The following is a 21,685-nucleotide window of genomic DNA, read 5'->3' as shown; positions in this document are numbered from 1 at the left end:
AACACTAAAATTTTATAGAAATGAATCATATAATTAAAAATATACAAAGAGGGTTTGTGATGCTTAGCGGAGTGTTACTGTTGGGCTGTGAGGGGTTTTTGGATGAGAAGCCATCCAAGAATCAGGTGATCCCAACCACTGTGAGCGAGTTGGAAGGGTTGTTGAATGCGAATGGGTTCGGAATGAACCGGGATCCAACCCTAGGACATTTGGCAACAGATGACTTTGAAATTACCGATGGGGGGTTCATGCAACTGAGCCAATTGGAAAGAAATAGTTGTACCTGGGAATATGATCCTTTTTTGGAAGAGGTGTCCAGTGAATGGGCAACAGTATATAGGCAGGTGTATTATGCGAATTTAGTCTTGGAAGGGCTAGAAGAATTGGAACAAACCGGGGAAGATGGAATAGAACTATCACATGCAAAGGGATTTGCCTTATTTGTGAAAGCTCAGGCTTATTATTTTTTACTTCAGTCTTATACAGTTCCGTATGACTCCGAAACTGCTTCCAGTCTTTTGGGAATACCATTGCGCAATTCCTCAGATATCAATATCCTGACAAAAAGGAGCAATTTGGAAGAATCTTTTCAGGAAACGGAAAATCTGTTACTGGAATCGCTGAACTATTTACCTGAGCGCGATGAATCGAGGAAAAAGCCTTCTCAGTGGGCGGCACATGCGCTACTCTCCAGAATTTATTTGATCAATGGTGCCTATCAAAAGTCCTTGGCCCAAGCGGATTTGGCACTGGCACTGGGAGACGAACTGATAAATTACAATTCGCTTGACTCGGATGCTTTTTATCCTTTTGCGGAGTTTGGAAAAGAGAATATTTATAATGTGGTAATGACAGTTAGACAATTTTGGACTTCACCTGGAATAGGAGTCAACGAGGACTTGTATAAAAGTTATGACAGCACAGATTTACGCAAAACCCTATTCTTTAATGAAAGCCCGGATTCGGTTATGCTATTTAAAGGAGATTACACCGGGAATTACGAGCGCTTCGCTGGGTATGGAGTTGACGAGTTATATCTGACAAAGGCAGAATGTTTGGCAAGATTGGGGAACGAAGCCGAGGCAGGGGCTGTCATGGATCAATTACTGTCAACGCGTTATAAAAGTGGCATTTATGAGCCTGTTGAGGACTTAACCGAAAGTGCATTATTATCTTTTATTCTGCAGGAACGAAGAAAGCAATTGGTTTACAGAAATATCAGATGGATGGATTTGAGAAGGCTTAATAGGGAACCTGAGTTCCAGACTACGCTGGTTAGAAATATAGAGGGCGAAAGCTATCGCTTGGAGCCTGATTCGTACAAGTATGCATTTCCCATTGGCTTGGATGAAATCAAGTTGAATGGACTGGAACAAAATCAGGGATATCAATAACTAAAACAGGCGCGGACTTTTCCGCGCCTGAAACTACGATGAACACTCAAAATACCTTACAAGATAGGAAGGCTTCCGTTTTTCTGGAAGATGCCCATACTAGCAGAAGCACTCTGATCATCAGGCTCAGTGAAGGTACAAACTTCAGAGGAGCTATTGCATTGATAAGTACTCGGACCAGGTGTAACATTGGTAAGGTCATACCATTCATCCGGTTGTCCTGTAGGATGATATTTACCCACCGCAGGATCTGCAAAATTCATTGCCATAGCGAGTGTGGCTCCGAACACTAATCCTAGTGCAGGGAGCAGATTTCTTATAGATTTCATAATCGTGTCGTTTAGGAGAGTTGCCTCCCGATTAAACATAGATTTTACTCAGTTCCACTGATCCGAAGATCCTTCCGAGGACTTCATCCTTAGTGAGGAATCCACCCAAGAACTCCGATTCAGTGGTTGAACCGTCCGGGTTGCCCCGGTTTGGGAATTGGTTCTGATCCCTGCACCGCCGAGTGTTGGTTGGCCTTTCTACTCCCAACCCTTAGAAAGGAGCGATGCGCTATTGATTTGATACTTTTGTTCTGTGTATAATGAAGTGGCCTTGTTATTTTTTGCAGCCCTGGCCTTTCCTTTGAGGGCTGTAGGGTGGCGGATTTACCTCCGCCACCCTTTTACATGTTCTAATGATTACTGGATGAGGTATTGAATGCTTAGGATAATAATTTAAATTTGCGTCGTAGAAATTTACATTTTCTATACTAAGTAAAAGCTTAACAACCTGAGAAGCCTGGGGCATACGCCCTGGGCTTTTTTCGTTGATACTGATGAAGACCAACTATTGCTAATCCGATTAGAATTAGGTTTAAAGAGAAATGTGCTCCCCATCCCAACTGATCAATAATTCCTGCACAGTTGCAGGGAACCCGTGGAAAAGCTCCCACCCAGATCAGCCCCACATAGGTGGTAAAGACGGTGAGAAGTAAGAGACTCGAGAGATATCCCCACCATCTAGTGTTTGAAAAGAGCAGGAGCAGAGCAATCAGCAATTCTGAAATCGGCACTGCATAGACCAGTATTTCTGCCAACTCAGCTGGAAAGGTCTGGTTGTAAAAAGCATTTTTGCTTTCCTCCCATCGGATCAATTTGTCCAATCCTGTATACACGAAAAGAAGAATCAGTAGCAAACTAGACAGCTGGATAGCTAGAGCCGATTGATCATTCGATTTGTCGTGTAACTGTTTGGCAGGAGCTTCCATTTTTGTTGATTTCAGTTTTGGGATGGATTAAAATCTATCCTTGAATAAAATTACTTTATGAAAACCATCCGTGCCTCCGACAAATGTCGGAAATGAGGATTCATGGCAAAATCTCCGACATATGTCGGAGATTTTGAGTGAAAATTTAATTCTAAGCCTATTTTATTTGGTTCAAAAGACTCAGGTATTTAGATTAATAGTTGGGTTTTAGTTGAATTGTGAAGAAAATAGTATAGCTCAGCTTGTTAAGCCTACTGAGATTTACTGATCACTTAACCGAATATCGTGATGGAGGAAAAGTATAGGAAACTGTTGATGGATGATGTAAGGCAACTTCTTGACTTACCTGAGGAAGACTTTAGTCTAATATTTCCTAAGATGGAATTAAAGCGTATGAAAAGAGGTCGGGTTTTGAAAGGTAGTGGTGAGTCAGATGTGGTAAGTAGGTATTTGGTCGAGGGGTTCATAGGCGCCTATTCACTTATCAATACGAAACATTCCCTATCGGTCATCTTTAAAACCACAGACACAGTTTTTGACGACCGATCTTTTCGTACCGGAATTCCCAGTGATTCCATACTCAAGTGCATCTCTGATGTTGCATTTTATGAATTTACACTTGATTCGGAACGGGATGTGCTAGGCAGGCAGCCGAGGCTGGTAACACTGGCCCATAAGATTAGCCTGCGGATTAATGAGCGTAATTCTACTGTGTTCGAGCTGAGCAAAAAAGGCCTAGAAAATGGGTATGAAGATTTAATGATGTTTTTTCCCGGATTGGAAACTGAAATTACCAATGGAGATTTGGGGGATTTTTTTCGGATAAGCCGTCGAACTGTCGAGCGGTTCAAACATGACTTTAAAAATGCGAAGCAATGAACTTCTTGAATTTCCCCTCAGCTTTACATGTAAAAACACGGTATACTGATGAATCTGTTCTGAAGTGGGCGGAAACTTGGTTGGTAACTAGCGATGGAAATCCGGACTGGGAGATTATTGAGCGCTGTCGTGTCCAACAGCTCAATTGGTTCACATGCTATCTTTTTCCCGGTATGGAATTGAACAAATTGGAAAGGATTGCAAAGTTGTTTTTTTGTCTTTTTATTCTTGACGACTTGTTGGACTTGATGGACGATGAGGAGGCCGAGGGTTTTCTTCAAGAAATGGCTCATGACCAGTTGATAGAAGGCAAGATGATCTTGACCGGTCTAGGTTTGCCTATTGATACCTGTTATCTCGATATTTTGGAATGTTTTTCCCAGGAGGCTTTGAAAGATAGGTTTCAACGAGCTTGGAATCTGCATATAGCAGGACTTGAGTGGGAGATGAAAAATAGGAGAGGGAAATGGAAGCTTACCCTAGAGGATTATCAGTATATGAGACCACATAGCTCAGGAGTATACATAGCTATTGAGTTGCTGCGTGGAGATATACTTTTCAATAGTGATACTATGGAATTGGAAAATGATATAGCCAGATTTGTCTGCTTGTCAAATGACCTAGTATCCGCACCAAAGGAGAGAGCGATAGGAGATATGCATAATGAAGTTTTACTTCTCTCCGAAGAATATGGGGAGGAAGTAGCGATTGAAATGGTGAAAGGAGAGCTTTCCTATTTACAGAAGAAAATCAGGACAAGTAGCATTTTGATTAGCCAGGTATCAATGGAAAATAAAATTTGGGTGGATGGTCTCCTGCTTTTGTTGGGTGGATGTCTTTATTGGTCAGCGGAAACAGAACGGTATAATGTTTCGGGTGATTAAAGCCAGGTTTTATAATTTGAATTGTGAAATCAATGTGTTTAATTTTACAGATTAAGGTTTTAGACCCTTCCTCTCCACATCTAAAAACCCTAACTATTATAAATATTGATAGTTAAGGCTTTTATTTTGAATCAGTAGCGAATTTGTGTTGTGATTTTTTTAATTTAACTAGTCTCTAAATTTTGCAAGATTGAATATTGTGAAATCGGAGATTTACACCAATCATTATTCACATAGTAAATAAAATCATCATTCCTATTCGTATCTAAGCAATTTCGCGGGGTTGATGAGAGAGGCCTTAAGGATCTGGAAACCTATTGTAAAGCATGTAATTACCAGAATCAAACCAATCGGAAGTAAATATGTCCACCAAGTTATTTCGATTCGATATGGATAAGTTGCTAGCCAATTTTCCATACTAAATCTAATGATTGGGATTGATAACACTCCTGCCACTAATACTAATGCCATGAATTGTTTCGCAAGTAAGATTATTATTTGGCTAACGGAGGCGCCCATGATTTTTCTAACACCCACTTCCTTGATCCTCTGTGTCACGTGAAGTAGGGTAATGCCATATAGTCCTAATCCCGCCACAAAAATTGCAAGTAATGTGAATGCGCCAAGCAATTGTCCAAACTTTTGATCAGCAAGATATTGACTATTGAAAAAATCATCCAAAAAGAAAAATTCGAAAGGCTTATCAGGGAATACTTCGTTCCAAGTATCTTGTATTAAAGCTATATTTTGCTGTGCGTTTACTCCATTGATTTCATCAAATTTGATAGACACGTATTTATAAGGAAAGAAAGTTGAAGTGTAAGCGATAGGATAATTAGCTTCCTTAAAACTAACAGCCCTAAAATCAACAACTCCTACGATTTCAGCCTTTGCTAAATTTTTATTACCCCAGTTAACTTCATTACCTATAGCATCTTCTGGGTTTTCATAGCCTAAGGTTCTTACCGCTTCCTTATTTAGGATCATAGCTTGTTGATTGTCTACACCTTCTATGAAATTCCTTCCTGCAATTAAATTGACTCCAAAAGTTGGGATGAAATCATAATCCATTCGAGTAAAGTAAAGGGTAACAAGTTTATCCGGATTCTTTGCGTGCCGAAAGTTAGGCATCAAAGAAAGGTGCTCTTTTCCAGGAATATCGTGTGAGGCAGTAATTCCCTGTACTTTTTGATTTGCATTTAGCTTATCTCGAAAGGCAATGAGCCTTTTGGTAAATAGAGAGTCTGAACCCAGAGGGCCAAAAGTAGCCTGGGTGTTTACCACGATTGCACTTTCGATGTCAATCCCCAAACTACTGTTTTTCATCAAGCTGAGTTGTCTATAAGCGACCATAGATGCTGCAATCAAAGCAATGGAAATCACAAATTGAAATACGATCAGGCTGTGTTTTAGGCTGAAGGAAGACCTCTTGGGAACAATTGAATAATTACCCTTCAGCGCAAGAATAGGTTTAAAAGATGATGAGACAAAAGCAGGGTATATCCCAGCCAATACACTTCCAAAAAAGATAAGTACTACAAGTCCAAAAAGAAACGCAGGATTGGAGAAAAGTGATAAAGTAGATTGTCCTCCAATGAAGGGGGAAATATATGGATTAAGCAATAATAAGATACTGCAAGAAATACTGAATGCGAGAAGATTCATCACCAGTGATTCAGTTAAAAACTGTCTGATAAGTTGTGATCTTCCAGATCCTATAACTTTACGTATTCCAACTTCTTTAGATCTTTTCAATGAACGTGAGATGGACAAATTGATAAAGTTGATCCAAGCAATAAGCATTACAAAAATAGCTATTGCCAAAAGCGCATAGACGATCTTCGCTTCATTATTAGACTCAACTTCTGCCAGTAAATTTGAATTTAAGTGAATAGCTGTTATAGGTTGAAGAGAAAAGGACGAACTGATGTTATTATTAGCTTTTTCAGCTATATGTTTTTCAACAAAAGAAGGGAATTTAGCTTCCAGAGCTGAAACATCGGCGTTGGAATTTAGTAAGAGAAAAGTATAAAACCCGTCATTTCTCCAGTTCTCGCTATCACCGCCACTTTCTTGGTTTGTTACTTCTTGCCAGGCAAACAGGAAATCAAATTTCATATGGGAGTTGGTGGGGATATCCTCAAAAATGCCTACAACTTTATAATTCTCTGCGTAATTGTGACTGATGACCATTCCAATTGCTGATTCATTTCCAAAATATTTGAATGCGGTAGACTGGGAGATCATTGCAGTTTTTGGTTCCAAATGTTTGATTTGTGTATTTCCTTCTACAATCGGAAAGGAAAACATTTTAAAAAAATTGCCTTTTACATGGTAAACTTCCTTTTCCGCATATCGAAGCATTTCACCATCGGCAGTTAAGTGGGTCATGACAATATCAGATTCATTGCTAATCCTAAACATAGTTGTATAATCTTCCACTTCAGGAAAATCATCCATCATAGCTTCTCCTGTAGGAATAAATGTCTGGGCTTTCTGATATTGGAGTTCCCCGTCTAAATATCGATTATGTTGAACACGATAGATTCGATCCGCTTTTTCATGAAAACGATCGTAGCTGAACTCAAAATGGACATAATGCAGAATAACCAGACATGCAGCCATTCCAATGGCAAGTCCAAATAGGTTAATGGCACTAAAAACTTTATGCTTTAAAAGGTTTCTATATGCTACGAGAAAGTAGTTTTTCCACATTTTGTTTTTAGTTATGATGAAAGCAATAGTTGATATTCTACTTTTATGCCAAAAAATATACATAAAAGAGCATTGCAGGGAAAGTAATTTTCTATTAAGGAGAAAAGTCCGAACAAAAATGTCCGTAATCGCGCAAAATTCAATTTCGCAATTTGTTCTTGAAAAATAGTAAAGCGATTAAAGTTTGAATGATTAGTAGGGTGAAAAGCCCTTTTGTGTGTCCCAAAAAGCGACCATTTATTGAGACGGTTTTTGATTGCGTATTGATATACCAAAGAGAAGCTTTTTTGTTTCATAAAATCATGCCTCGATTCAAAGTCTCATAAATAGGAAACTGACTGTTTATTGCAACACTTATTATAATTTTTTTTGAGTAAATAGATTTGTAAATACCTTCAATGCATTAGATCTTGAAAACTTAGCAACTAATTTTTGGTTTCATTATCGCCTAATCCACTCCCTGAATTTCCGTGCTTTTGACTGGCTCACCGCTACTTCTTCATCAAAGGAGGGATCTAGGCGAAGTAAAAGTTTGCCATGACCATTGGATTGAAAGTGGATGCAGGCTCGGAAGTGTATGATCATCTTTCTGTTTACTCTGAAAAAATCACGATCCGGTAGCTGACGCTCCAATTCATCGAGGGGCTCGCTGAGAAAATACCTCGTGTCCCCAGAAATGATCAGATAGTTCAACCTGTCCTTGTGGTAGATGTAACGAATATCCTTTAGCAGTACGGGTATGGTTCTGTTCCCCTGTTGTATCAACAGCAACTCATTTTCATCCTTGATTTGGGTTTTGGTGTCCTTTCTCCTTAAAATATGATAATAAAAAAGGTAGTAGAGATTGAACAAGAAAACAGGCAGTATCATAGCAGAAACATTACTATGTGAACCGGGATTTTCATGAATTGAGGTCAGTTCAAAATACCATTTATATACCGAAAGAAAGAAAAAATCGATCATACCCGGAAGAAATACGCCAAGAATGAATTGCAATGTCAATCGAACTAATGGTCTTTCCTTCCAGTCATAGACCTTATCTAATTTGACTGTTATCCGGTGGACAAACTCAAGAAAGAAGCCAGCAATGAATATCGTAGCCAACAACTTGATGTAAAAGGATGCTGAGGTAAGTGAGTCCAAAAACCGTGCACTGGCTCCATACATCGCCACAAGAAAGGCTGATGCTACGCAAAGTAGAATTCGCAGTAACTTATCATTGTATTTTACAGGTAGATTTTTCTTAATCAAAATCAACAAAGTTGTGGTCTGGGGAATGGAGCTGACCGGAATGAATATTTGCCTAAAGCTTCCAAAAGGGGAATCACTAGTTTATAAGTTAATAAACTCTTTGGTTATTTTGGAATATGTCCGGCTAGGATGCAGCTTTTACTATTATTTAGACGTTCTTTTGGATCTTGCTGTTTGAAATAGCGCAGTATTCATAGTTATATGCTGATATTCGTTTTAGGTTCATCTTGCTGTGATACCATTTCATCCTAGTATTCACCTGTTTCAGGTTTTATGATCCGGAATTTTTTTACTTTTTTGTCGTCTTAAAACTAAGTTTGTTAAGTACCTCTTTGGTACCAAGGCCTTTTAAATCATAAGCCCGCGGGCAGTTTTAACAGGGGATTCGTCTCTACTAAAATTGTCTAATCATGAACTATATTGAAAATTTCAATCCTCTTTTTTTAAAGATGAAAGAGGATGTTGCAGCTATTGCTGCAGTTTCCTCCAACAAATTGGCGACGATGGAGAAATCGTTTATACTGGTCAATAACTATTGCGCACAAGTGAAGGCGCCCGCTGTGTTTGATACATCGGAAATGGAGATGGAGTTCTTTAAAAAAATCAAGCCTGGTTTTGAAGCCGAACTCATTTATTTCGAAGAGGTTTATTTTATACTTTCTACAATCCCGCAAAGAAGTCGGGATGCTATTCGATATCTGGAAAAGCAGTTTTCACCGCTCAGACTTTATCAGAAACGATATCAACTGCTGTTTGAATACTACCGCCTGGGAAGATCAGATTATGATGATAAACTCTTTAAAAGAAGTGATCCAGGTACTCGTTTTTTGATTACCCAGCCACTGCCTTCAGGAGATAGGGATTCGGTTCCTGCAGGGAAGGTCTTTGCACGATTCCAGGCGTACGATGAATTGCATAGCTTTTTGGAAAAGGAAATTAGCAAACTGAAAAACAGGACAGAAAAAGGGAGTCATTCCATTAAATGGACTGCGACAAAAGCAGCATTGGTCGAGCTTGCCTATGCACTAAAAGCATCCGGAGCCATCAATAACGGTAACTCATCCATCCGGGATATAGCCACTCATCTGGAGCGGGTTTTCCAACAGGATCTCTCCCAGTTTTATAGAACCTTTCAGGAGATACGTATCCGCAAAAACAGCCGTACCACTTTCTTGGATCGTCTGAAGGAAAAACTAGAGAACTGGATGGACAATACCGACTTAAACAGTAAGGGGGAGGGCTGACTTTTTTTCCTCCCCCTTCGGAGTTCAGTGTGAGGTTATCATCAGATTCTGCCCCAGGTTTGTAACCACAAAATCACACAGTTATGCTCGAAAATGTTTCATGGGGAGTCTTTCTTAAGTTGCTGGGAATTGTTCTGACCTGCTATTATGGCTATGTCGTAATTCGCTACTTCGGATCCGATGTTTCCAGTTTACTGCTAAACCGAAAAAGTAAGGGGCTGACTGGTAGGTTTGGCAAGAATACTTTAGAAAGTGAACGATCTTCATTGGATAATTTATCGGCATTGCTGGCTGAAATAGACGGTGAGCTCATGGCTAATGCAGAAACCGCAGTTGAATTGATTCAACTCCTTCGACAAAAAATTCTCCACTACGGATTGCCTGATTCTACTGTTGGTCGCAAAATACTGATGAACCATCTGTTGCTTTTCGTCAAGTCAGAGCATTTTGACCTAACAGAGGAGGATCTACTGCTTCTATTTAATGAATTTCCAAACTGATCATTCAAACCAACTAAACTCACATAAAATGAAAAGGACTATTAAATGGATTAGTGCTGTTTGCCTATTACTCCTTGTTGGAGTGGTTAATGCGCAGGACGGAAATGCCGGAATCAACGAAGCTACCCAGCAGGTACGTGGCTACTTTCAGTCGGGTACCGGGTTGATGTATGCCATAGGTGCCATAGTAGGACTCATTGGTGCAGTCAAGGTTTTCAACAAGTGGAATAACGGGGAACCAGATACGGGAAAAGTTGCTGCCGCATGGTTTGGTTCCTGTGTGTTTCTGGTCGTGGTGGCGACTGTACTCCAGAGTTTCTTTGGTGTCTAAGTGTAACCAAATTAAGTGCTTACTAACCCCTAGAGCTGTTTCGGGATTTAAATACTGGATATAGTTTCAAAACTCAGCGGGTGGAACTGAAGCAGGTTCTAATTCATACAAATTCAAGGAGATGATCAAATACAGCATCAACAGAGGTATCAATAAACCAATGGAGTTTAAAGGGCTCAAAGCGCAGTATATCGGATATCTGGCGGCAGGGTTGGGAATTACTCTGATCGGATTCGCTATCGGCTATGTCTTAGGTATGCCTATGTACCTGTGCATGACGGTGGCTGTAATGTTGGCAACAGCGGATTTTATGCTGGTATTTCATCTAAGTGGCACCTACGGGGAGCATGGTCTGATGAAGCGAATGGCCCGAAATCAGGTGCCTGACAGTGTGATAATTCGAAACAGAAAAATCTTTTATTCTCTGATTAAGCGCTAAATATGGATCTAGCTAAGATATTTCCAATCTATAAAGTGGAGCATGAGATGATACTTTCCCGTCAGGGAGATATGACTGCAGCCTTTGAAGTTGACCTGCCTGAGCTATTCTCACTTAGTGGGGTAGGGTTCGAAGCTGTGCATCATGCCTGGAATAAAGCAGTTGGGGTATTACCCGGAAATACAGTGCTCCACAAACAGGATTGGTTTGTTGACGGCTCTTATCAGGATAAGTTTGAAGGCGAAAATCATTCGTTTCACTCCATTTCAAGTGAGCGCTTCTTTGCCGAACGTCCCCATCTGGATCATCGTTGCCGACTTTTTGTCACCAAAAGGCCTAAAGGTAGTAAACTAGGCAGTTCCGCTGTTTCCAATCTACTGAGAAAATCACTCGTACCGCTAGAAATGCTGGAGGGCAATTCAATGGAAGAGTTCCAAAATGTAATCGGGCAACTTGTTCAAATTCTCAGTGATGCAGGAATTGTACTGAAGCGGTTGAATGAAGTACAAATTGCGGGATCATCTTTATATACGGGCATCTTGGAGGAATATTTAAACCTTGGTAGGGATAGGGTTCTTCAGGATATTCAGTTTAAACCGGAGTGGAAAATAGGAAGCAAATATATTCAACTCTACACCTTGGGGGATGTGGATAATCTGCCTTCTGTGGTAAGTCCATATCGTAGTTACGAGCCCTATGGAACTGATCAGACAGAATTTCCTATTGGTTTTTCTACGCCTGTCTGTGCACTGCTTCCCTGTAACCATATCTATAACCAGTTCCTGTTTATTGAGGATTCCCAAAAAAAGTTAAAGGAACTGGAATCCAAACGGCTACGGCTGGAATCGCTGTCCAACTATTCCAGAGAGAATGCCATTGCACGGGATGCTACTGCCGAATTTTTAAATGAGGCGATTTCCACCGGAAGAAAGGCTGTAAAGGCGCATTTCAATGTGATGAGCTGGACGGATAAAAGGCAGGATGTGGGGAAGCTGCGAAACCTGACTTCCGGAGCCCTGGCGAAAATGAACGTGGTACCCAAACAAGAAACTGTGGGAGCGCCACAGATCTTTTGGGCTGGCCTTCCCGGCAATCAGGCTGCATTTCCAGTGAATGAAACGTTTGATACTTTCGTCGCACAGGCTACCTGTTTTTTTAACCTGGAAACACATTACAGAACCTCTCACAGTCCTATAGGAATTAGGTTAGGAGACAGGATCACAGGATATCCTATACATGTGGATATTTCTGATGAACCCATGGAGCAGGGGTTGATTACCAACCGAAATAAATTTGTACTGGGGCCTTCCGGTTCAGGAAAGTCTTTTCTCACCAATCACCTGATGCGCACCTATTATGAACAGGGCACACATGTGGTATTAGTTGATGTGGGACATTCTTACCGGGGATTATGTGAGCTGGTAGACGGATACTATTTCACCTATGAGGAAGATAATCCGATCCGCTTCAACCCCTTCCATGTGGAAGGAAGAAAGCGGCCGGAAACCGAGAAAAAGGAAAGCCTGAAAACTCTGCTTCATGCGCTTTGGAAGAAAGAGGATGAAGCATTCAAGCGCTCAGAGTATGTGGCGCTTTCCAATGCCTTGTCCGGGTATTTTGAGCTGTTGGAAAAGAACCCGGAGATCTTCCCCTGCTTCGACACCTTTTATGATTTTCTGAACGATGAATTCAGGGATATTTTAAAGCGGGATGGAGTCAGGGAGCATGACTTTGATGTGGATAATTTCATATATGTGCTGCGTCCTTACTATCGTGGAGGGGAGTTTGATTACCTGCTGAATGCACGTGAAAATCTTGATTTACTGGAGCAACGGTTTATAGTCTTTGAGCTGGACAACATCAAGGATCATCCCATTTTGTTTCCGGTCGTCACGCTAATGATCATGGAGATATTTATTTCCAAAATGCGGAAGCTCAAAGGAGTCAGAAAGATCATCCTAATCGAAGAAGCTTGGAAAGCCATCGCAAAAGAAGGGATGGCCGAATACATCAAATACCTGTTCAAAACAGTTCGCAAATTTTTTGGGGAAGCTATTGTAGTAACTCAGGATGTGGAAGACATCATCTCCAGTCCGATTATTAAAAATGCGATCATCAATAATGCGGATGTCAAGATTCTCCTAGACCAGAGTAAATACCAAAACAAGTTTAAGGACATCCAGGAATTGTTGGGACTGACCGATCAGGAGAAGGCTATTATACTCTCGATGAATAAAGCCAAAGAGGTCGGCAGAAATTACAAGGAGGTGTATATAAGTATTTACAAAAAGGTTTACCGGGTGGAAGTGAGCCCGGAAGAATACCTCACATATACCACTGAAGAAACTGAAAAAGTGACCGTGGAAGAATACACCCTGAAATATGGCAACCGGAAAAGAGCCATACAGATTCTGGCCGAAGAACTAAACAATCAACGATCATGAAATTCAATAAAAGAATCCTTGTCCTGTTTATTCCCATGGTGTTGGGTTTTACAGCAATGCCTAACCAATCTGCTAAAGCAATTCCAATCACTGTAATTATGGAAGTGATAAAAGCAGCGGTTAAAAAAGTCATTCAGGCGATTGATTTAAAAATTCAGCGCTTGCAGAACCAGACCATCTGGCTGCAGAATGCCCAGAAGGTGCTGGAAAATAAACTAAGTGAATTGAAGTTGGAAGAAATTTCAGAATGGACTGAAAAACAGCGAAAGCAATACGACGAGCTCTTTGAGGAACTATGGAAAGTCAAGCGGATCATTTCACAGGTTCAGCGGGTGCGGGATGTTGCTGCTATGCAACAACAGTTGGTCAACGAATATCAACAGGCTTGGGGTGTAATCAACAGTTCTGCGGTATTGGCATGGGAAGAAAAGAGGGTGATCTCTGGGGTATATCAGCAAATCCTTGAGGAATCCCTGCAGAATCTCAGCCATCTGACCGGGGTGATGAGTTCATTTACCACGCAGATGAATGATGCAGACCGATTGGCTTCCCTTCATCTGGCGGAGGACAGGATCCGAAAAAATCTAGCGGATTTACGGTCGGTTAATGCGCGGAATATGGGCCTGATCCATTCCCGTGAATTACTGCCACTTAACAACCTAAAAAAGAACTATGGATTGGATAAATAGTAAGTATTTCTGGGTGGTGCGAAAGGTAATTCTCCTACTGGTGATGACTGGTATAGGGCTATGCGCCCAGGCGCAAACCCTGGAAGAATGGACCAAACAAAAGAAGCTGCAGACCAGCTATAAGCTCAAGCAGATTGCAGGGCTCTCTGCTTATTTGGAGGTAGCCAAAAAAGGATATGAAGTAGCGAGAGTTGGATGGAATCTAGTCGGTGACATACAAGACGGTGAATTCTCACTTAACACAGATTATTTCGGCTCTTTGAAAGCTATCCATCCCATGGTTTCGGATTACCCTATTGTGCTGGCAATACTAAAAGTGGATAGACAGATCGACCGGGAGTTGGATTGGATGAATCATTTCTTGACTGAGCAAAAGATGATGGGATACGGGGATGTTATGGCTGTTAACAAATTCAACGTGAATATTGAAGAGAGGTCAGGTTTGCTTATCAGTGAACTCAACCAAGTACTGACTTCATCAGGCTATGAAATGGATGACGGAGAGCGACTGGCGGCCATAGATGGTTTGTATAGTGGGGTAAAGCAGCTTTTTCAGGACTTGAAGGCTTATAATGACAGAATTCGGTCACTGGAATTGAAAAGGAAACGGGAAGAAATCCAACAGCAACAGGTTAATAGATTCTATAATGGTAGGTAAAATCAAATCACTTATTGGGTTGGGGATGCTGTTGCTTGCTTTGCTGAAACCGGGTCTGGTAAAAAGCCAGAGCCATGAGGCTACGCAGCTGATTCTGAATTACGAAAAGTTGATGCAGATGAAGGAAATTCTGGACAATATGTATCAAGGCTATACCATACTGGAGCAGGGGTATTCGAAGGTGAAGGGCATAGCAGAAGGGAATTTCAAACTTCACGAGGCATTTTTAAATGAACTTTTGAAGGTGAGCCCTGAAGTAAGAAACTATTACCGGGTTGCTGAAATCATCCAGTACCAGCAACGGATCATGAGTGAGTACAAGTCCACTTATGCCAAAGTGAAAATTGGGGGATCTTTTTCTGGTGAGGAACTCGCGTTCATGGCTGAACTGTATGAAGGACTGTTTAAAGCTTCCCTGCGTAACCTCGATGAATTGCTGCTGATTCTTACCGCAGGAGAATTGCGGATGTCGGATTTTGAAAGGCTGGTGGCCATTGATCGCCTGCATGGCGAAATGTCAGGCCTGTTGATCTCCCTTCGGGGCAAAAACTCTGAGCTTTCTATTCTTGGGAATCAACGAAATAGAACAAGAAATGAGCGTAAGTCAATTCTGAATTTAAACGGAATAAATCCATGAGGAAACAAGCTATTTTGCTGGTGGGAATTGTATTTCTACTTATCCAATCTGCCCAGGCACAGACTATTTCCGGAAGTGTGGAAGGACTGCATGCGGTATTGGATCAACTCTACGATGAAATGATTCCGCTGGCCAATGAGCTGATCACCGTTGCACGGGCCTTGGCCGGATTTGCTGCAATCTGGTATATCAGCATGCGGGTGTGGGGTCATATCGCACGCTCTGAACCTATTGATATGTATCCGTTACTTCGCCCTTTTGCAATAGGTATAGCAATTATGCTTTTTCCGCAGGTATTGGCGGTGATCAACGGAACCATGAACCCAATCATCCGGGCTACCTCTGAAATGGTGGAAGGAACCAACTTGGCTGTTGCCAATCACATCTATGAAATGGAAGCTGAACAGCTTGAACCCTATATCAATCCTATCAATGGAGGCGGAGATCAAAAATACCCTGAAAATCTTAAGGATATGGGGTTTTTTGAGCGGATGGCAAACGAGGTTTTCGTCTTTAATCTGAAAGCTATTGTCAGCAAGCTGATCTCGGAGTTCTTACAGATGCTGTTTTTTGCAGCGGCCCTTTGCATCAATACCCTTCGCACGTTTCAGCTGGTGGTGCTTTCCATTCTTGGGCCACTTGTGTTTGGTCTTTCTGTTTTTGATGGATTTCAGCATACAATGGCGGCTTGGTTTGCCCGCTACATCAATATTTCCATGTGGCTCCCCGTTGCCAATATTTTCGGAGCGATCATAGCAAAAATCCAACTCAACATGATGGTGCTGGATGGTGATTTTGCATCATCGCTTGGTTATCTGGTTTTCATGGTCATCGCCATTATCGGCTACATGACGGTGCCCAATGTGGCAGGGTTTATAGTACAGCCTGGAGGTAGGGATGGGCTTCTCAATAATGCCACAGGGGCAGCCAAGTCCAGTGCGTTGGGTGGAACCCAAGTCATTACAAGAGTTATAAAATAAGCTTCTATGTTCCAAAATCTAAGAAACCTGGACACGGCTTTTCGCCATGTAAAATACCTCTCCTTTGTAGCCATCCTGGGTTCATTGTGTCTGTCAGGATACTTGGGGATGAAAGCGATTCATGCCACTGAAGCTGCGCAGGAGCGAATTTATATTTTGGCTGAGGGAAAAGCGCTGGAAGCTTTTTCGGCTACCAAAAAGCAGAACATTCCAGTAGAAGCAAGGGATCATGTTAAAATGTTCCATCACTACTTCTTTACCCTTAGCCCGGACGAAAATTTCATCAGAGACCAACTGACCAAGAGTCTTTATATGGCGGATGGCTCTGCCAAGAAAGTCTATGATAACCTACAAGAAAGGGGGTATTTCTCAGAGATCGTCTCAGCCAATATGAATCAGGAAATTCAAATGGACAGTGTGGCCATTTCGATGGATTCCTACCCCTTTGGGTTCCGGTATTATGGCAAACAGAAGATCATCCGGCCTACTTCGGTGGTAATAAGAAACCTGATCACAACAGGGAGGTTGCGTCACATAGATCGAACTGATAAGAATCCACATGGTTTCCTGATAGAAAATTGGGAGACGCTTTCCAATGAGAACTTAAGTATCGAGAAACGATGAAAATAATGGGAATCCCGGTCACCTTTTCACTTGGTTCAAGTGTCTTCGCTAAAAGATACGCAGCGCTGTTTTCTGACCGCATTAATCGGTTTTCTGAGCAATCAAAAAGAAAATTGATTTTTGCTTTTATCCTGCTTTCTGTCTCCCTGACCAGTGCTGTATTAATTCAGGGACTTTACACCGAAAATAAAGGAGTATTGCCTATTCCAGTTTGGGAGCCTCCTGTGATTTACTATGATTCGCTTCTTCATCAACCATTAAACAACATACTTCATGAAACTCATCACTGAAAAACAGAAAAAAGAACGCAAATTTCTACTTGCACTTCCCATCCTAACCCTACCATTCCTTTGCCTTGCCTTCTGGGCGATGGGAGGAGGAAGTGGAAAATCAGTAGAGGGCAACTCCAGATTGCCAGGTTTGAATATGTCACTGCCTCAGGCTCATATTGGAGATGATTCGATGGACAAGCTCGAGTCTTATCGACAGGCGGAGCGTAAGGAATATCTGTTAAGGGAACAAAGGCGAATGGATCCCTTCTCCGAGGTTGAAAATGAAAAGCCTGATACTTCTAGGGGGTTTTTAGGAGGATTAGAAAAGGCAAATACACTACTACAAACCGAAGAGGAGGTACAGGATAAGTTGGCTAACCTTCAAAAACTGATTATTCAATCTGAGGTGGTAGATGAACCAGATCTGAGGAAAAATAAATCTATTCTTTCAGTTGCATCAACTTCATCATCTAATTCGGTACAGGGGAATATGTCAGATGACCTGGAAATGAAAAGGCTGGAGGCTATGATGTCCTCGGTCATTGAACCGGAAATGGAAGATCCTGAAATGGAGCGTATTGATGCTATGCTGGATAAATTGCTTGATGTGCAACATCCCCAACGGGTTCATGAGCGCTTGTTACAGACAAATGCACTGGAAAGGGAAGCTGTTTTTTCAGTTCGTTTAGATCGGGATATTCCTCAAGAGGAGAATTTTAAGGAATCAGCCAATCTGCAAAGAGAGAGAAATGGATTCTATTCACTGGGCAGCGATAGGCAGCAATCCTTTGCTACCATTCGGCCTGCTATTTCTGCGCAGGTGACCAAAGATCAGGAAGTGGTAACGGGTGCTTCCATCCAATTAGAACTTACCCAATCCGTATTTATTGAAGGGGTGGAATTTATACCGGGTACGCCTGTAACGGGAGTTTGTACCCTAAACGGTGAACGGCTGAATATTGAAGTCCAACGAATCCGCTCCGGCAACCTAATTATTCCGGTCAATATGACCGCAATAGATCTGGATGCACTCCCTGGAATAAAGATTCCCAATGCAATCACCCGTGATGCGGTGAAGCAGGGAGCAGGAGATGGAATCCAATCTATGAATATGATGGGCATGTCATCCTCCTGGGAGGCACAGGCTTCCATGGCTGGTATGGAAACGATAAAAGGCATCCTGTCCAAAAAAGCAAAATTAGTAAAAGTAACCGTCAAAGCAGGGCACCCGCTACTCTTGGCAGATCTTTCCGGTAATTGATTATCCACTAAAAAAACCATACATGATGAGAATTCCAATGCTATTGATAGCGTTTGCGCTATCCAGGATTTGTTGTGCCCAGTTGGTTAATGAGGCACAGACGGAAATGTATCCACTTCAGATCGGATGGGACAAAACCACCGTGCTGGTCTTTCCTTTTGAAGTAGTCAGTGCAGACTTTGGAAGTCCGGCTGTGCTGTCTGAAAAAGACAAAGCTGCCCCCAACGTGCTGAAATTAAAGGCAGCACAAAGATATTTCAGTCCGACCAGTATGTATGTCATCACGGCGGAAGGTAAACTGTATCCTTTTACGGTCGGCTTCACGGAATATCCGGATGCCAGACCGATAGACATCGGAAAACAACAGGAAGTGGAATATGCTAAAGCCCTGTTGGATGGATCTGTTATGAATGCTGCTGATATTTCCGCAGTGATCGAAGAGATGTCACAGCGAATTCCTCATAGATTTTCTTGGGGAAAAAAGAGTGGCATGATTCGTCTGAGTTTGGGTGAAATAGTAGAGAAGGATGGGTTGCTATTCTTTCAACTGGCAGTTGAAAACGAAAGCTGGGTGGACTACCTGCCCCAAAAGTGGCTTTTTACTATTCAGGACAAGAGGGAGTCGAAACGCACCGCGATCAGACAATTAACCCTAGAGCCAATTTCATTTAGTCCTTTTCCTGGCGTTGAAGGTAAGTCGGCAGGGTTGGCTGTATTTGCATTTCCCCGCTTTACCATAGCTGATGCAAAGGAGCTTTCCATTCAAATATTTGAAAGCAACGGTGACCGCAATCCGGTCGTGACGCTGTCAGGGAAGAAACTGCTTCAGGTTAAGCCCATTTTAATTTCAAACCAAAAATAACCCAATCATGACTATAAAAGAAAACATTCAGGAATTACAGGATAGATTGAAATATTCAGGATTCGGTGAAACGCTGAACAAAGAACTGGAAAAACAGATCAAGGCCAAGAAAAGCGATTTTGTACTGGACATGAGCAAGGATCTTGGGGAAAAAAAACTGGATTACGGATTAAATTTTAGAAAATCTGACGAGGGCAGGTATTATTATAATGGTTTTGATGCCAAATTAAGTACCCCTGAAGGCAAAGAGCAATCTCAGCGATTTTACCAGAATCAGGGTATTTCAGCCAAAGAAGCCTTGAATCTATTGGAAGGAAGGGCAGTGTATAAAAGTATGTTCAACAAAGAAGGAGAACGATACAATGCCTGGCTACAACTGGATTTGGGGAGTAGGGACGAGAAGGGACAGCATCCAGTAACTCAATATCACCAGAATTATGGGTTTAAGCTGGAGGGTGCGGTTAAGGAACTTCCATTGAAGGACTTGAAGTCTCCTGACCAAATTGATCTGTTACTGTACAGCCTTAAGAAGGGAAACCGTCACCAGGTGGAAATTGAAGGGAATGATGGGAAGTTTCTTCTTGAAGCCAATCCAAGGTTTAAGACAATAAATATGTATGATGGACAGGGGAAACGTATGAAATACAGTGTCTTAAAAGCAGCTAAAAATCAAGTATCACATGAAGCCAAAAAGGACACACAATTAAAGACTAAATCAAAAGGGGTGAAGATGTAAGCTGAAAGTCTGGAATATGAGGTGTGATTATTTATCCTAAGCCCGGTTTAATAGCCGGGTTTTGTGTTGGTATGTGTTCGGAATATTTAATCAATTGAGGAGTTCTTTTTTGAGGATTGAAATCTTTGACTAAGACTGTTATCGCTTCTGAACCTGATGGTGAGCTTTATTAAGAGGGAAGGTAAATCCACTCATATTTTTTAAAAATCAACGGCAGAAAAGCGCAGCGAATATAGGGGCGGTATGGATTGACTTTTGCAAAAGGGGGCCAAAAGGGACGGCATAAAGCCGCTGGCTCCGCTGCGCTTTTTATTCCGTTTCCTTTATGTCCCATGGACCGCCCCTGTCTTTCGTGCTTTCTTTTTTGCCGTTTTTTCTTTTAAAAAGTGTTTTGCAGCATCTAGAAGAATTAAGGGCAAGGAGGAATTGAATCAAAGTTCAACCCTAAAACACAAACATCATGGGACACAACATTCATTTCAACGAACGAACAGGAAAACATGCCTTCTTTTCTGTCAAACAACCTGCTTGGCATAACCTAGGTCAGTTGGTATCCGACTATCCAAACAGTGCAGAGGCACTCCGTTTTGCGGGGTTGGATTACCAAGTGGTGAAATCTCCGATTTTCACCAAACCAGAGGGATTACAGGTTTCGGATTCTGGAGATTTGGAGCCTCTTGGACAAATTCCTGTTCCTTCACATTTCGTAACGCTACGGTCTGATCTCAATATTCCGCTAGGAGTCGTGGGGAAAGACTATAAAATCATCCAAAACACAGATGCTTTTGCTTTCTTTGATGCTATTGTAGCAGATGGAAATGGGATAAATTATGAAACCGCAGGAGCCCTTGGTAACGGGGAGCGAATTTTTATTACCGCTAAACTAGCAGAAGGGATCACCATAGGCAACGATGATCGGATAGATCAGTATATTTTTCTTTCCACCTCTCATAACGGCACAGGAAGTATAACGGCAGCTTTTACCCCCGTCCGCGTAGTCTGCCAGAATACGCTGAATGCCGCGATGGGTAAACTATCCAACGTGGTGAGAATCAGACATACTTCAGGTGCAAAGGAGCGTCTGAAACAAGCTCACCAGCTGATGGGGATTGTTTCTAGATCCACAGAAATTGCAGAAACTACATTTAACCGTTGGTCCAAAATCAGGATTTCTGATAAGGAGGTGAAAAAGCTGATTGAACTGGCACTGGCACCCAATACCGAAACAGCCCAAAAAGTAACCCTTGGTGCATACGATGAATTGAGTACCAATTTCAAAAATCAGGCAGAAAAGGCGTTTTCCTACGCCATGATGAGTGATGCCCAACTGCTTCCGACCACTGAAGGTACGCTCTTCGGTGCCTATAATGCGGTGACGGGATACTTCCAAAATGTCAGAAACTACAAAACTGAAGAGGAGAAAATGAAGTCCATCCTTTTTGGAGGGACTGCCCAAACCAAAGGGCAGAAAGCCTTTAATTTGTGTCAGACTATAGCATCTGACGGTTTAGAAATACTAGGATCCAATTGATTTAAGTCTGGTGGGACGCTTGTCCCGCCAGATTATTTTTATCGCCTGAAACTTTTCAGATTCAATCCTAATAGCGGTAACATGCTATTTCTAATAAGC

At 41.8% G+C, this 21,685-nt stretch carries 22 protein-coding genes; 18 read left to right on the top strand and 4 right to left on the bottom strand.

Going from position 1 to position 21,685, the window contains the following annotated elements; all coding sequences use genetic code 11:
* The first annotated feature begins 20 nt into the window (after window positions 1-20).
* Entirely contained in the window at window positions 21-1,394 is a 1,374-nt protein-coding gene (locus BVH02_RS09730) for a RagB/SusD family nutrient uptake outer membrane protein (RefSeq protein WP_086501249.1), read from the top strand.
* A 56-nt stretch (window positions 1,395-1,450) separates the two neighbouring features.
* Here the strand turns inward: BVH02_RS09730 and BVH02_RS09725 are convergent, their stop codons facing one another.
* Window positions 1,451-1,723 carry a hypothetical protein gene (locus tag BVH02_RS09725; protein ID WP_086501248.1) on the bottom strand — a complete coding sequence of 91 codons (273 nt, stop codon included), beginning with the start codon at window positions 1,721-1,723 and terminating at the stop codon, window positions 1,451-1,453.
* Between the two features lie 440 nt (window positions 1,724-2,163).
* Window positions 2,164-2,649, bottom strand: a complete 486-nt coding sequence (locus BVH02_RS09720) for a MauE/DoxX family redox-associated membrane protein (protein ID WP_086501247.1) — start codon at window positions 2,647-2,649, stop codon at window positions 2,164-2,166.
* Window positions 2,650-2,937: 288 nt separating this feature from the next.
* Between BVH02_RS09720 and BVH02_RS09715 the strand changes: the two genes are divergently transcribed.
* Both BVH02_RS09715 and BVH02_RS09710 read left to right on the top strand, forming a co-directional pair.
* The gene (locus BVH02_RS09715; protein WP_086501246.1) at window positions 2,938-3,528 is read left to right on the top strand and encodes a cyclic nucleotide-binding domain-containing protein; all 591 of its coding nucleotides are present in this window, start codon (window positions 2,938-2,940) and stop codon (window positions 3,526-3,528) included.
* On the top strand, window positions 3,525-4,412 hold the full coding sequence (locus tag BVH02_RS09710) for a terpene synthase family protein (RefSeq protein WP_086501245.1): 888 nt from the start codon (window positions 3,525-3,527) through the stop codon (window positions 4,410-4,412). Before BVH02_RS09715 ends, BVH02_RS09710 begins: the two co-directional genes overlap by 4 nt.
* A 255-nt stretch (window positions 4,413-4,667) precedes the next feature.
* On the opposite strand, the gene BVH02_RS09705 is transcribed toward BVH02_RS09710, so the two are convergent.
* Together BVH02_RS09705 and BVH02_RS09700 are read right to left on the bottom strand one after the other, a co-directional pair.
* Window positions 4,668-7,127 carry an ABC transporter permease gene (locus tag BVH02_RS09705; protein ID WP_158093877.1) on the bottom strand — a complete coding sequence of 820 codons (2,460 nt, stop codon included), beginning with the start codon at window positions 7,125-7,127 and terminating at the stop codon, window positions 4,668-4,670.
* Window positions 7,128-7,568: 441 nt separating this feature from the next.
* Window positions 7,569-8,378 (bottom strand): LytR/AlgR family response regulator transcription factor, encoded by an 810-nt coding sequence (locus tag BVH02_RS09700; RefSeq protein ID WP_143244200.1) that lies wholly within the window; start codon window positions 8,376-8,378, stop codon window positions 7,569-7,571.
* Window positions 8,379-8,788: 410 nt separating this feature from the next.
* On the opposite strand from BVH02_RS09700, the gene BVH02_RS09690 reads away from it, so the two are divergent.
* From BVH02_RS09690 to BVH02_RS09620, 15 genes are all read left to right on the top strand, one after another.
* Window positions 8,789-9,622 (top strand): RteC domain-containing protein, encoded by an 834-nt coding sequence (locus tag BVH02_RS09690; protein WP_086501241.1) that lies wholly within the window; start codon window positions 8,789-8,791, stop codon window positions 9,620-9,622.
* 83 nt (window positions 9,623-9,705) lie between these two features.
* Window positions 9,706-10,122 carry a hypothetical protein gene (locus BVH02_RS09685; RefSeq protein ID WP_086501240.1) on the top strand — a complete coding sequence of 139 codons (417 nt, stop codon included), beginning with the start codon at window positions 9,706-9,708 and terminating at the stop codon, window positions 10,120-10,122.
* A 28-nt stretch (window positions 10,123-10,150) separates the two neighbouring features.
* A complete protein-coding gene (locus tag BVH02_RS09680) occupies window positions 10,151-10,453 on the top strand; it encodes a DUF4134 domain-containing protein (protein ID WP_086501294.1) in 303 nt (100 codons plus the stop codon).
* Between the two features lie 121 nt (window positions 10,454-10,574).
* Window positions 10,575-10,892: a DUF4133 domain-containing protein gene (locus BVH02_RS09675; RefSeq protein ID WP_086501239.1), complete on the top strand. Its 318-nt coding sequence runs from the start codon at window positions 10,575-10,577 to the stop codon at window positions 10,890-10,892.
* Between the two features lie 2 nt (window positions 10,893-10,894).
* The gene (locus BVH02_RS09670; RefSeq protein ID WP_086501238.1) at window positions 10,895-13,336 is read left to right on the top strand and encodes a TraG family conjugative transposon ATPase; all 2,442 of its coding nucleotides are present in this window, start codon (window positions 10,895-10,897) and stop codon (window positions 13,334-13,336) included.
* The gene (locus BVH02_RS09665) at window positions 13,333-14,025 is read left to right on the top strand and encodes a conjugal transfer protein TraI (protein WP_086501237.1); all 693 of its coding nucleotides are present in this window, start codon (window positions 13,333-13,335) and stop codon (window positions 14,023-14,025) included. Before BVH02_RS09670 ends, BVH02_RS09665 begins: the two co-directional genes overlap by 4 nt.
* Entirely contained in the window at window positions 14,009-14,683 is a 675-nt protein-coding gene (locus tag BVH02_RS09660) for a hypothetical protein (RefSeq protein WP_086501236.1), read from the top strand. Before BVH02_RS09665 ends, BVH02_RS09660 begins: the two co-directional genes overlap by 17 nt.
* Window positions 14,673-15,320: a hypothetical protein gene (locus tag BVH02_RS09655; RefSeq protein ID WP_086501235.1), complete on the top strand. Its 648-nt coding sequence runs from the start codon at window positions 14,673-14,675 to the stop codon at window positions 15,318-15,320. Before BVH02_RS09660 ends, BVH02_RS09655 begins: the two co-directional genes overlap by 11 nt.
* The gene (gene traJ / locus BVH02_RS09650) at window positions 15,317-16,300 is read left to right on the top strand and encodes a conjugative transposon protein TraJ (RefSeq protein ID WP_086501234.1); all 984 of its coding nucleotides are present in this window, start codon (window positions 15,317-15,319) and stop codon (window positions 16,298-16,300) included. The genes BVH02_RS09655 and traJ overlap by 4 nt, the downstream gene beginning before the upstream one ends.
* Before the next feature lie 6 nt (window positions 16,301-16,306).
* Window positions 16,307-16,924: a conjugative transposon protein TraK gene (gene traK / locus BVH02_RS09645; RefSeq protein ID WP_086501233.1), complete on the top strand. Its 618-nt coding sequence runs from the start codon at window positions 16,307-16,309 to the stop codon at window positions 16,922-16,924.
* A 5-nt stretch (window positions 16,925-16,929) separates the two neighbouring features.
* Window positions 16,930-17,214 (top strand): hypothetical protein, encoded by a 285-nt coding sequence (locus tag BVH02_RS09640; RefSeq protein ID WP_143244199.1) that lies wholly within the window; start codon window positions 16,930-16,932, stop codon window positions 17,212-17,214.
* Window positions 17,198-18,457, top strand: a complete 1,260-nt coding sequence (gene traM, locus BVH02_RS09635) for a conjugative transposon protein TraM (protein ID WP_086501231.1) — start codon at window positions 17,198-17,200, stop codon at window positions 18,455-18,457. The genes BVH02_RS09640 and traM overlap by 17 nt, the downstream gene beginning before the upstream one ends.
* Window positions 18,458-18,479: 22 nt before the next feature.
* Window positions 18,480-19,319 carry a DUF4138 domain-containing protein gene (locus BVH02_RS09630; protein ID WP_086501230.1) on the top strand — a complete coding sequence of 280 codons (840 nt, stop codon included), beginning with the start codon at window positions 18,480-18,482 and terminating at the stop codon, window positions 19,317-19,319.
* 7 nt (window positions 19,320-19,326) lie between these two features.
* Entirely contained in the window at window positions 19,327-20,055 is a 729-nt protein-coding gene (locus BVH02_RS09625) for a hypothetical protein (RefSeq protein WP_086501229.1), read from the top strand.
* Between the two features lie 460 nt (window positions 20,056-20,515).
* Window positions 20,516-21,586, top strand: a complete 1,071-nt coding sequence (locus BVH02_RS09620; RefSeq protein WP_086501228.1) for a DUF932 domain-containing protein — start codon at window positions 20,516-20,518, stop codon at window positions 21,584-21,586.
* Window positions 21,587-21,685 lie beyond the last annotated feature (99 nt).

Origin of the sequence: Algoriphagus ratkowskyi, from assembly GCF_002150505.1 — a bacterium.
Lineage (GTDB): Bacteria > Bacteroidota > Bacteroidia > Cytophagales > Cyclobacteriaceae > Algoriphagus > Algoriphagus ratkowskyi.
The sequence above is the reverse complement of the archived record's forward strand: the minus strand, read 5'-3'. Positions and strand labels throughout refer to the sequence as shown.

Coding starts and splice junctions, on each gene's coding strand:
- BVH02_RS09660 (WP_086501236.1), top strand. CDS start 14,009: ATGGATTGGATAAATAGTAAGTATTTCTGGGTGGTGCGAAAGGTAATT.
- BVH02_RS09640 (WP_143244199.1), top strand. CDS start 16,930: ATGGGAATCCCGGTCACCTTTTCACTTGGTTCAAGTGTCTTCGCTAAA.
- BVH02_RS09620 (WP_086501228.1), top strand. CDS start 20,516: ATGGGACACAACATTCATTTCAACGAACGAACAGGAAAACATGCCTTC.
- traM (WP_086501231.1), top strand. CDS start 17,198: ATGAAACTCATCACTGAAAAACAGAAAAAAGAACGCAAATTTCTACTT.
- BVH02_RS09675 (WP_086501239.1), top strand. CDS start 10,575: ATGATCAAATACAGCATCAACAGAGGTATCAATAAACCAATGGAGTTT.
- BVH02_RS09655 (WP_086501235.1), top strand. CDS start 14,673: ATGGTAGGTAAAATCAAATCACTTATTGGGTTGGGGATGCTGTTGCTT.
- BVH02_RS09720 (WP_086501247.1), bottom strand. CDS start 2,649: ATGGAAGCTCCTGCCAAACAGTTACACGACAAATCGAATGATCAATCG.
- BVH02_RS09730 (WP_086501249.1), top strand. CDS start 21: ATGAATCATATAATTAAAAATATACAAAGAGGGTTTGTGATGCTTAGC.
- traJ (WP_086501234.1), top strand. CDS start 15,317: ATGAGGAAACAAGCTATTTTGCTGGTGGGAATTGTATTTCTACTTATC.
- BVH02_RS09625 (WP_086501229.1), top strand. CDS start 19,327: ATGACTATAAAAGAAAACATTCAGGAATTACAGGATAGATTGAAATAT.
- BVH02_RS09685 (WP_086501240.1), top strand. CDS start 9,706: ATGCTCGAAAATGTTTCATGGGGAGTCTTTCTTAAGTTGCTGGGAATT.
- traK (WP_086501233.1), top strand. CDS start 16,307: ATGTTCCAAAATCTAAGAAACCTGGACACGGCTTTTCGCCATGTAAAA.
- BVH02_RS09710 (WP_086501245.1), top strand. CDS start 3,525: ATGAACTTCTTGAATTTCCCCTCAGCTTTACATGTAAAAACACGGTAT.
- BVH02_RS09630 (WP_086501230.1), top strand. CDS start 18,480: ATGATGAGAATTCCAATGCTATTGATAGCGTTTGCGCTATCCAGGATT.
- BVH02_RS09705 (WP_158093877.1), bottom strand. CDS start 7,127: ATGTGGAAAAACTACTTTCTCGTAGCATATAGAAACCTTTTAAAGCAT.
- BVH02_RS09715 (WP_086501246.1), top strand. CDS start 2,938: ATGGAGGAAAAGTATAGGAAACTGTTGATGGATGATGTAAGGCAACTT.
- BVH02_RS09680 (WP_086501294.1), top strand. CDS start 10,151: ATGAAAAGGACTATTAAATGGATTAGTGCTGTTTGCCTATTACTCCTT.
- BVH02_RS09690 (WP_086501241.1), top strand. CDS start 8,789: ATGAACTATATTGAAAATTTCAATCCTCTTTTTTTAAAGATGAAAGAG.
- BVH02_RS09670 (WP_086501238.1), top strand. CDS start 10,895: ATGGATCTAGCTAAGATATTTCCAATCTATAAAGTGGAGCATGAGATG.
- BVH02_RS09725 (WP_086501248.1), bottom strand. CDS start 1,723: ATGAAATCTATAAGAAATCTGCTCCCTGCACTAGGATTAGTGTTCGGA.
- BVH02_RS09665 (WP_086501237.1), top strand. CDS start 13,333: ATGAAATTCAATAAAAGAATCCTTGTCCTGTTTATTCCCATGGTGTTG.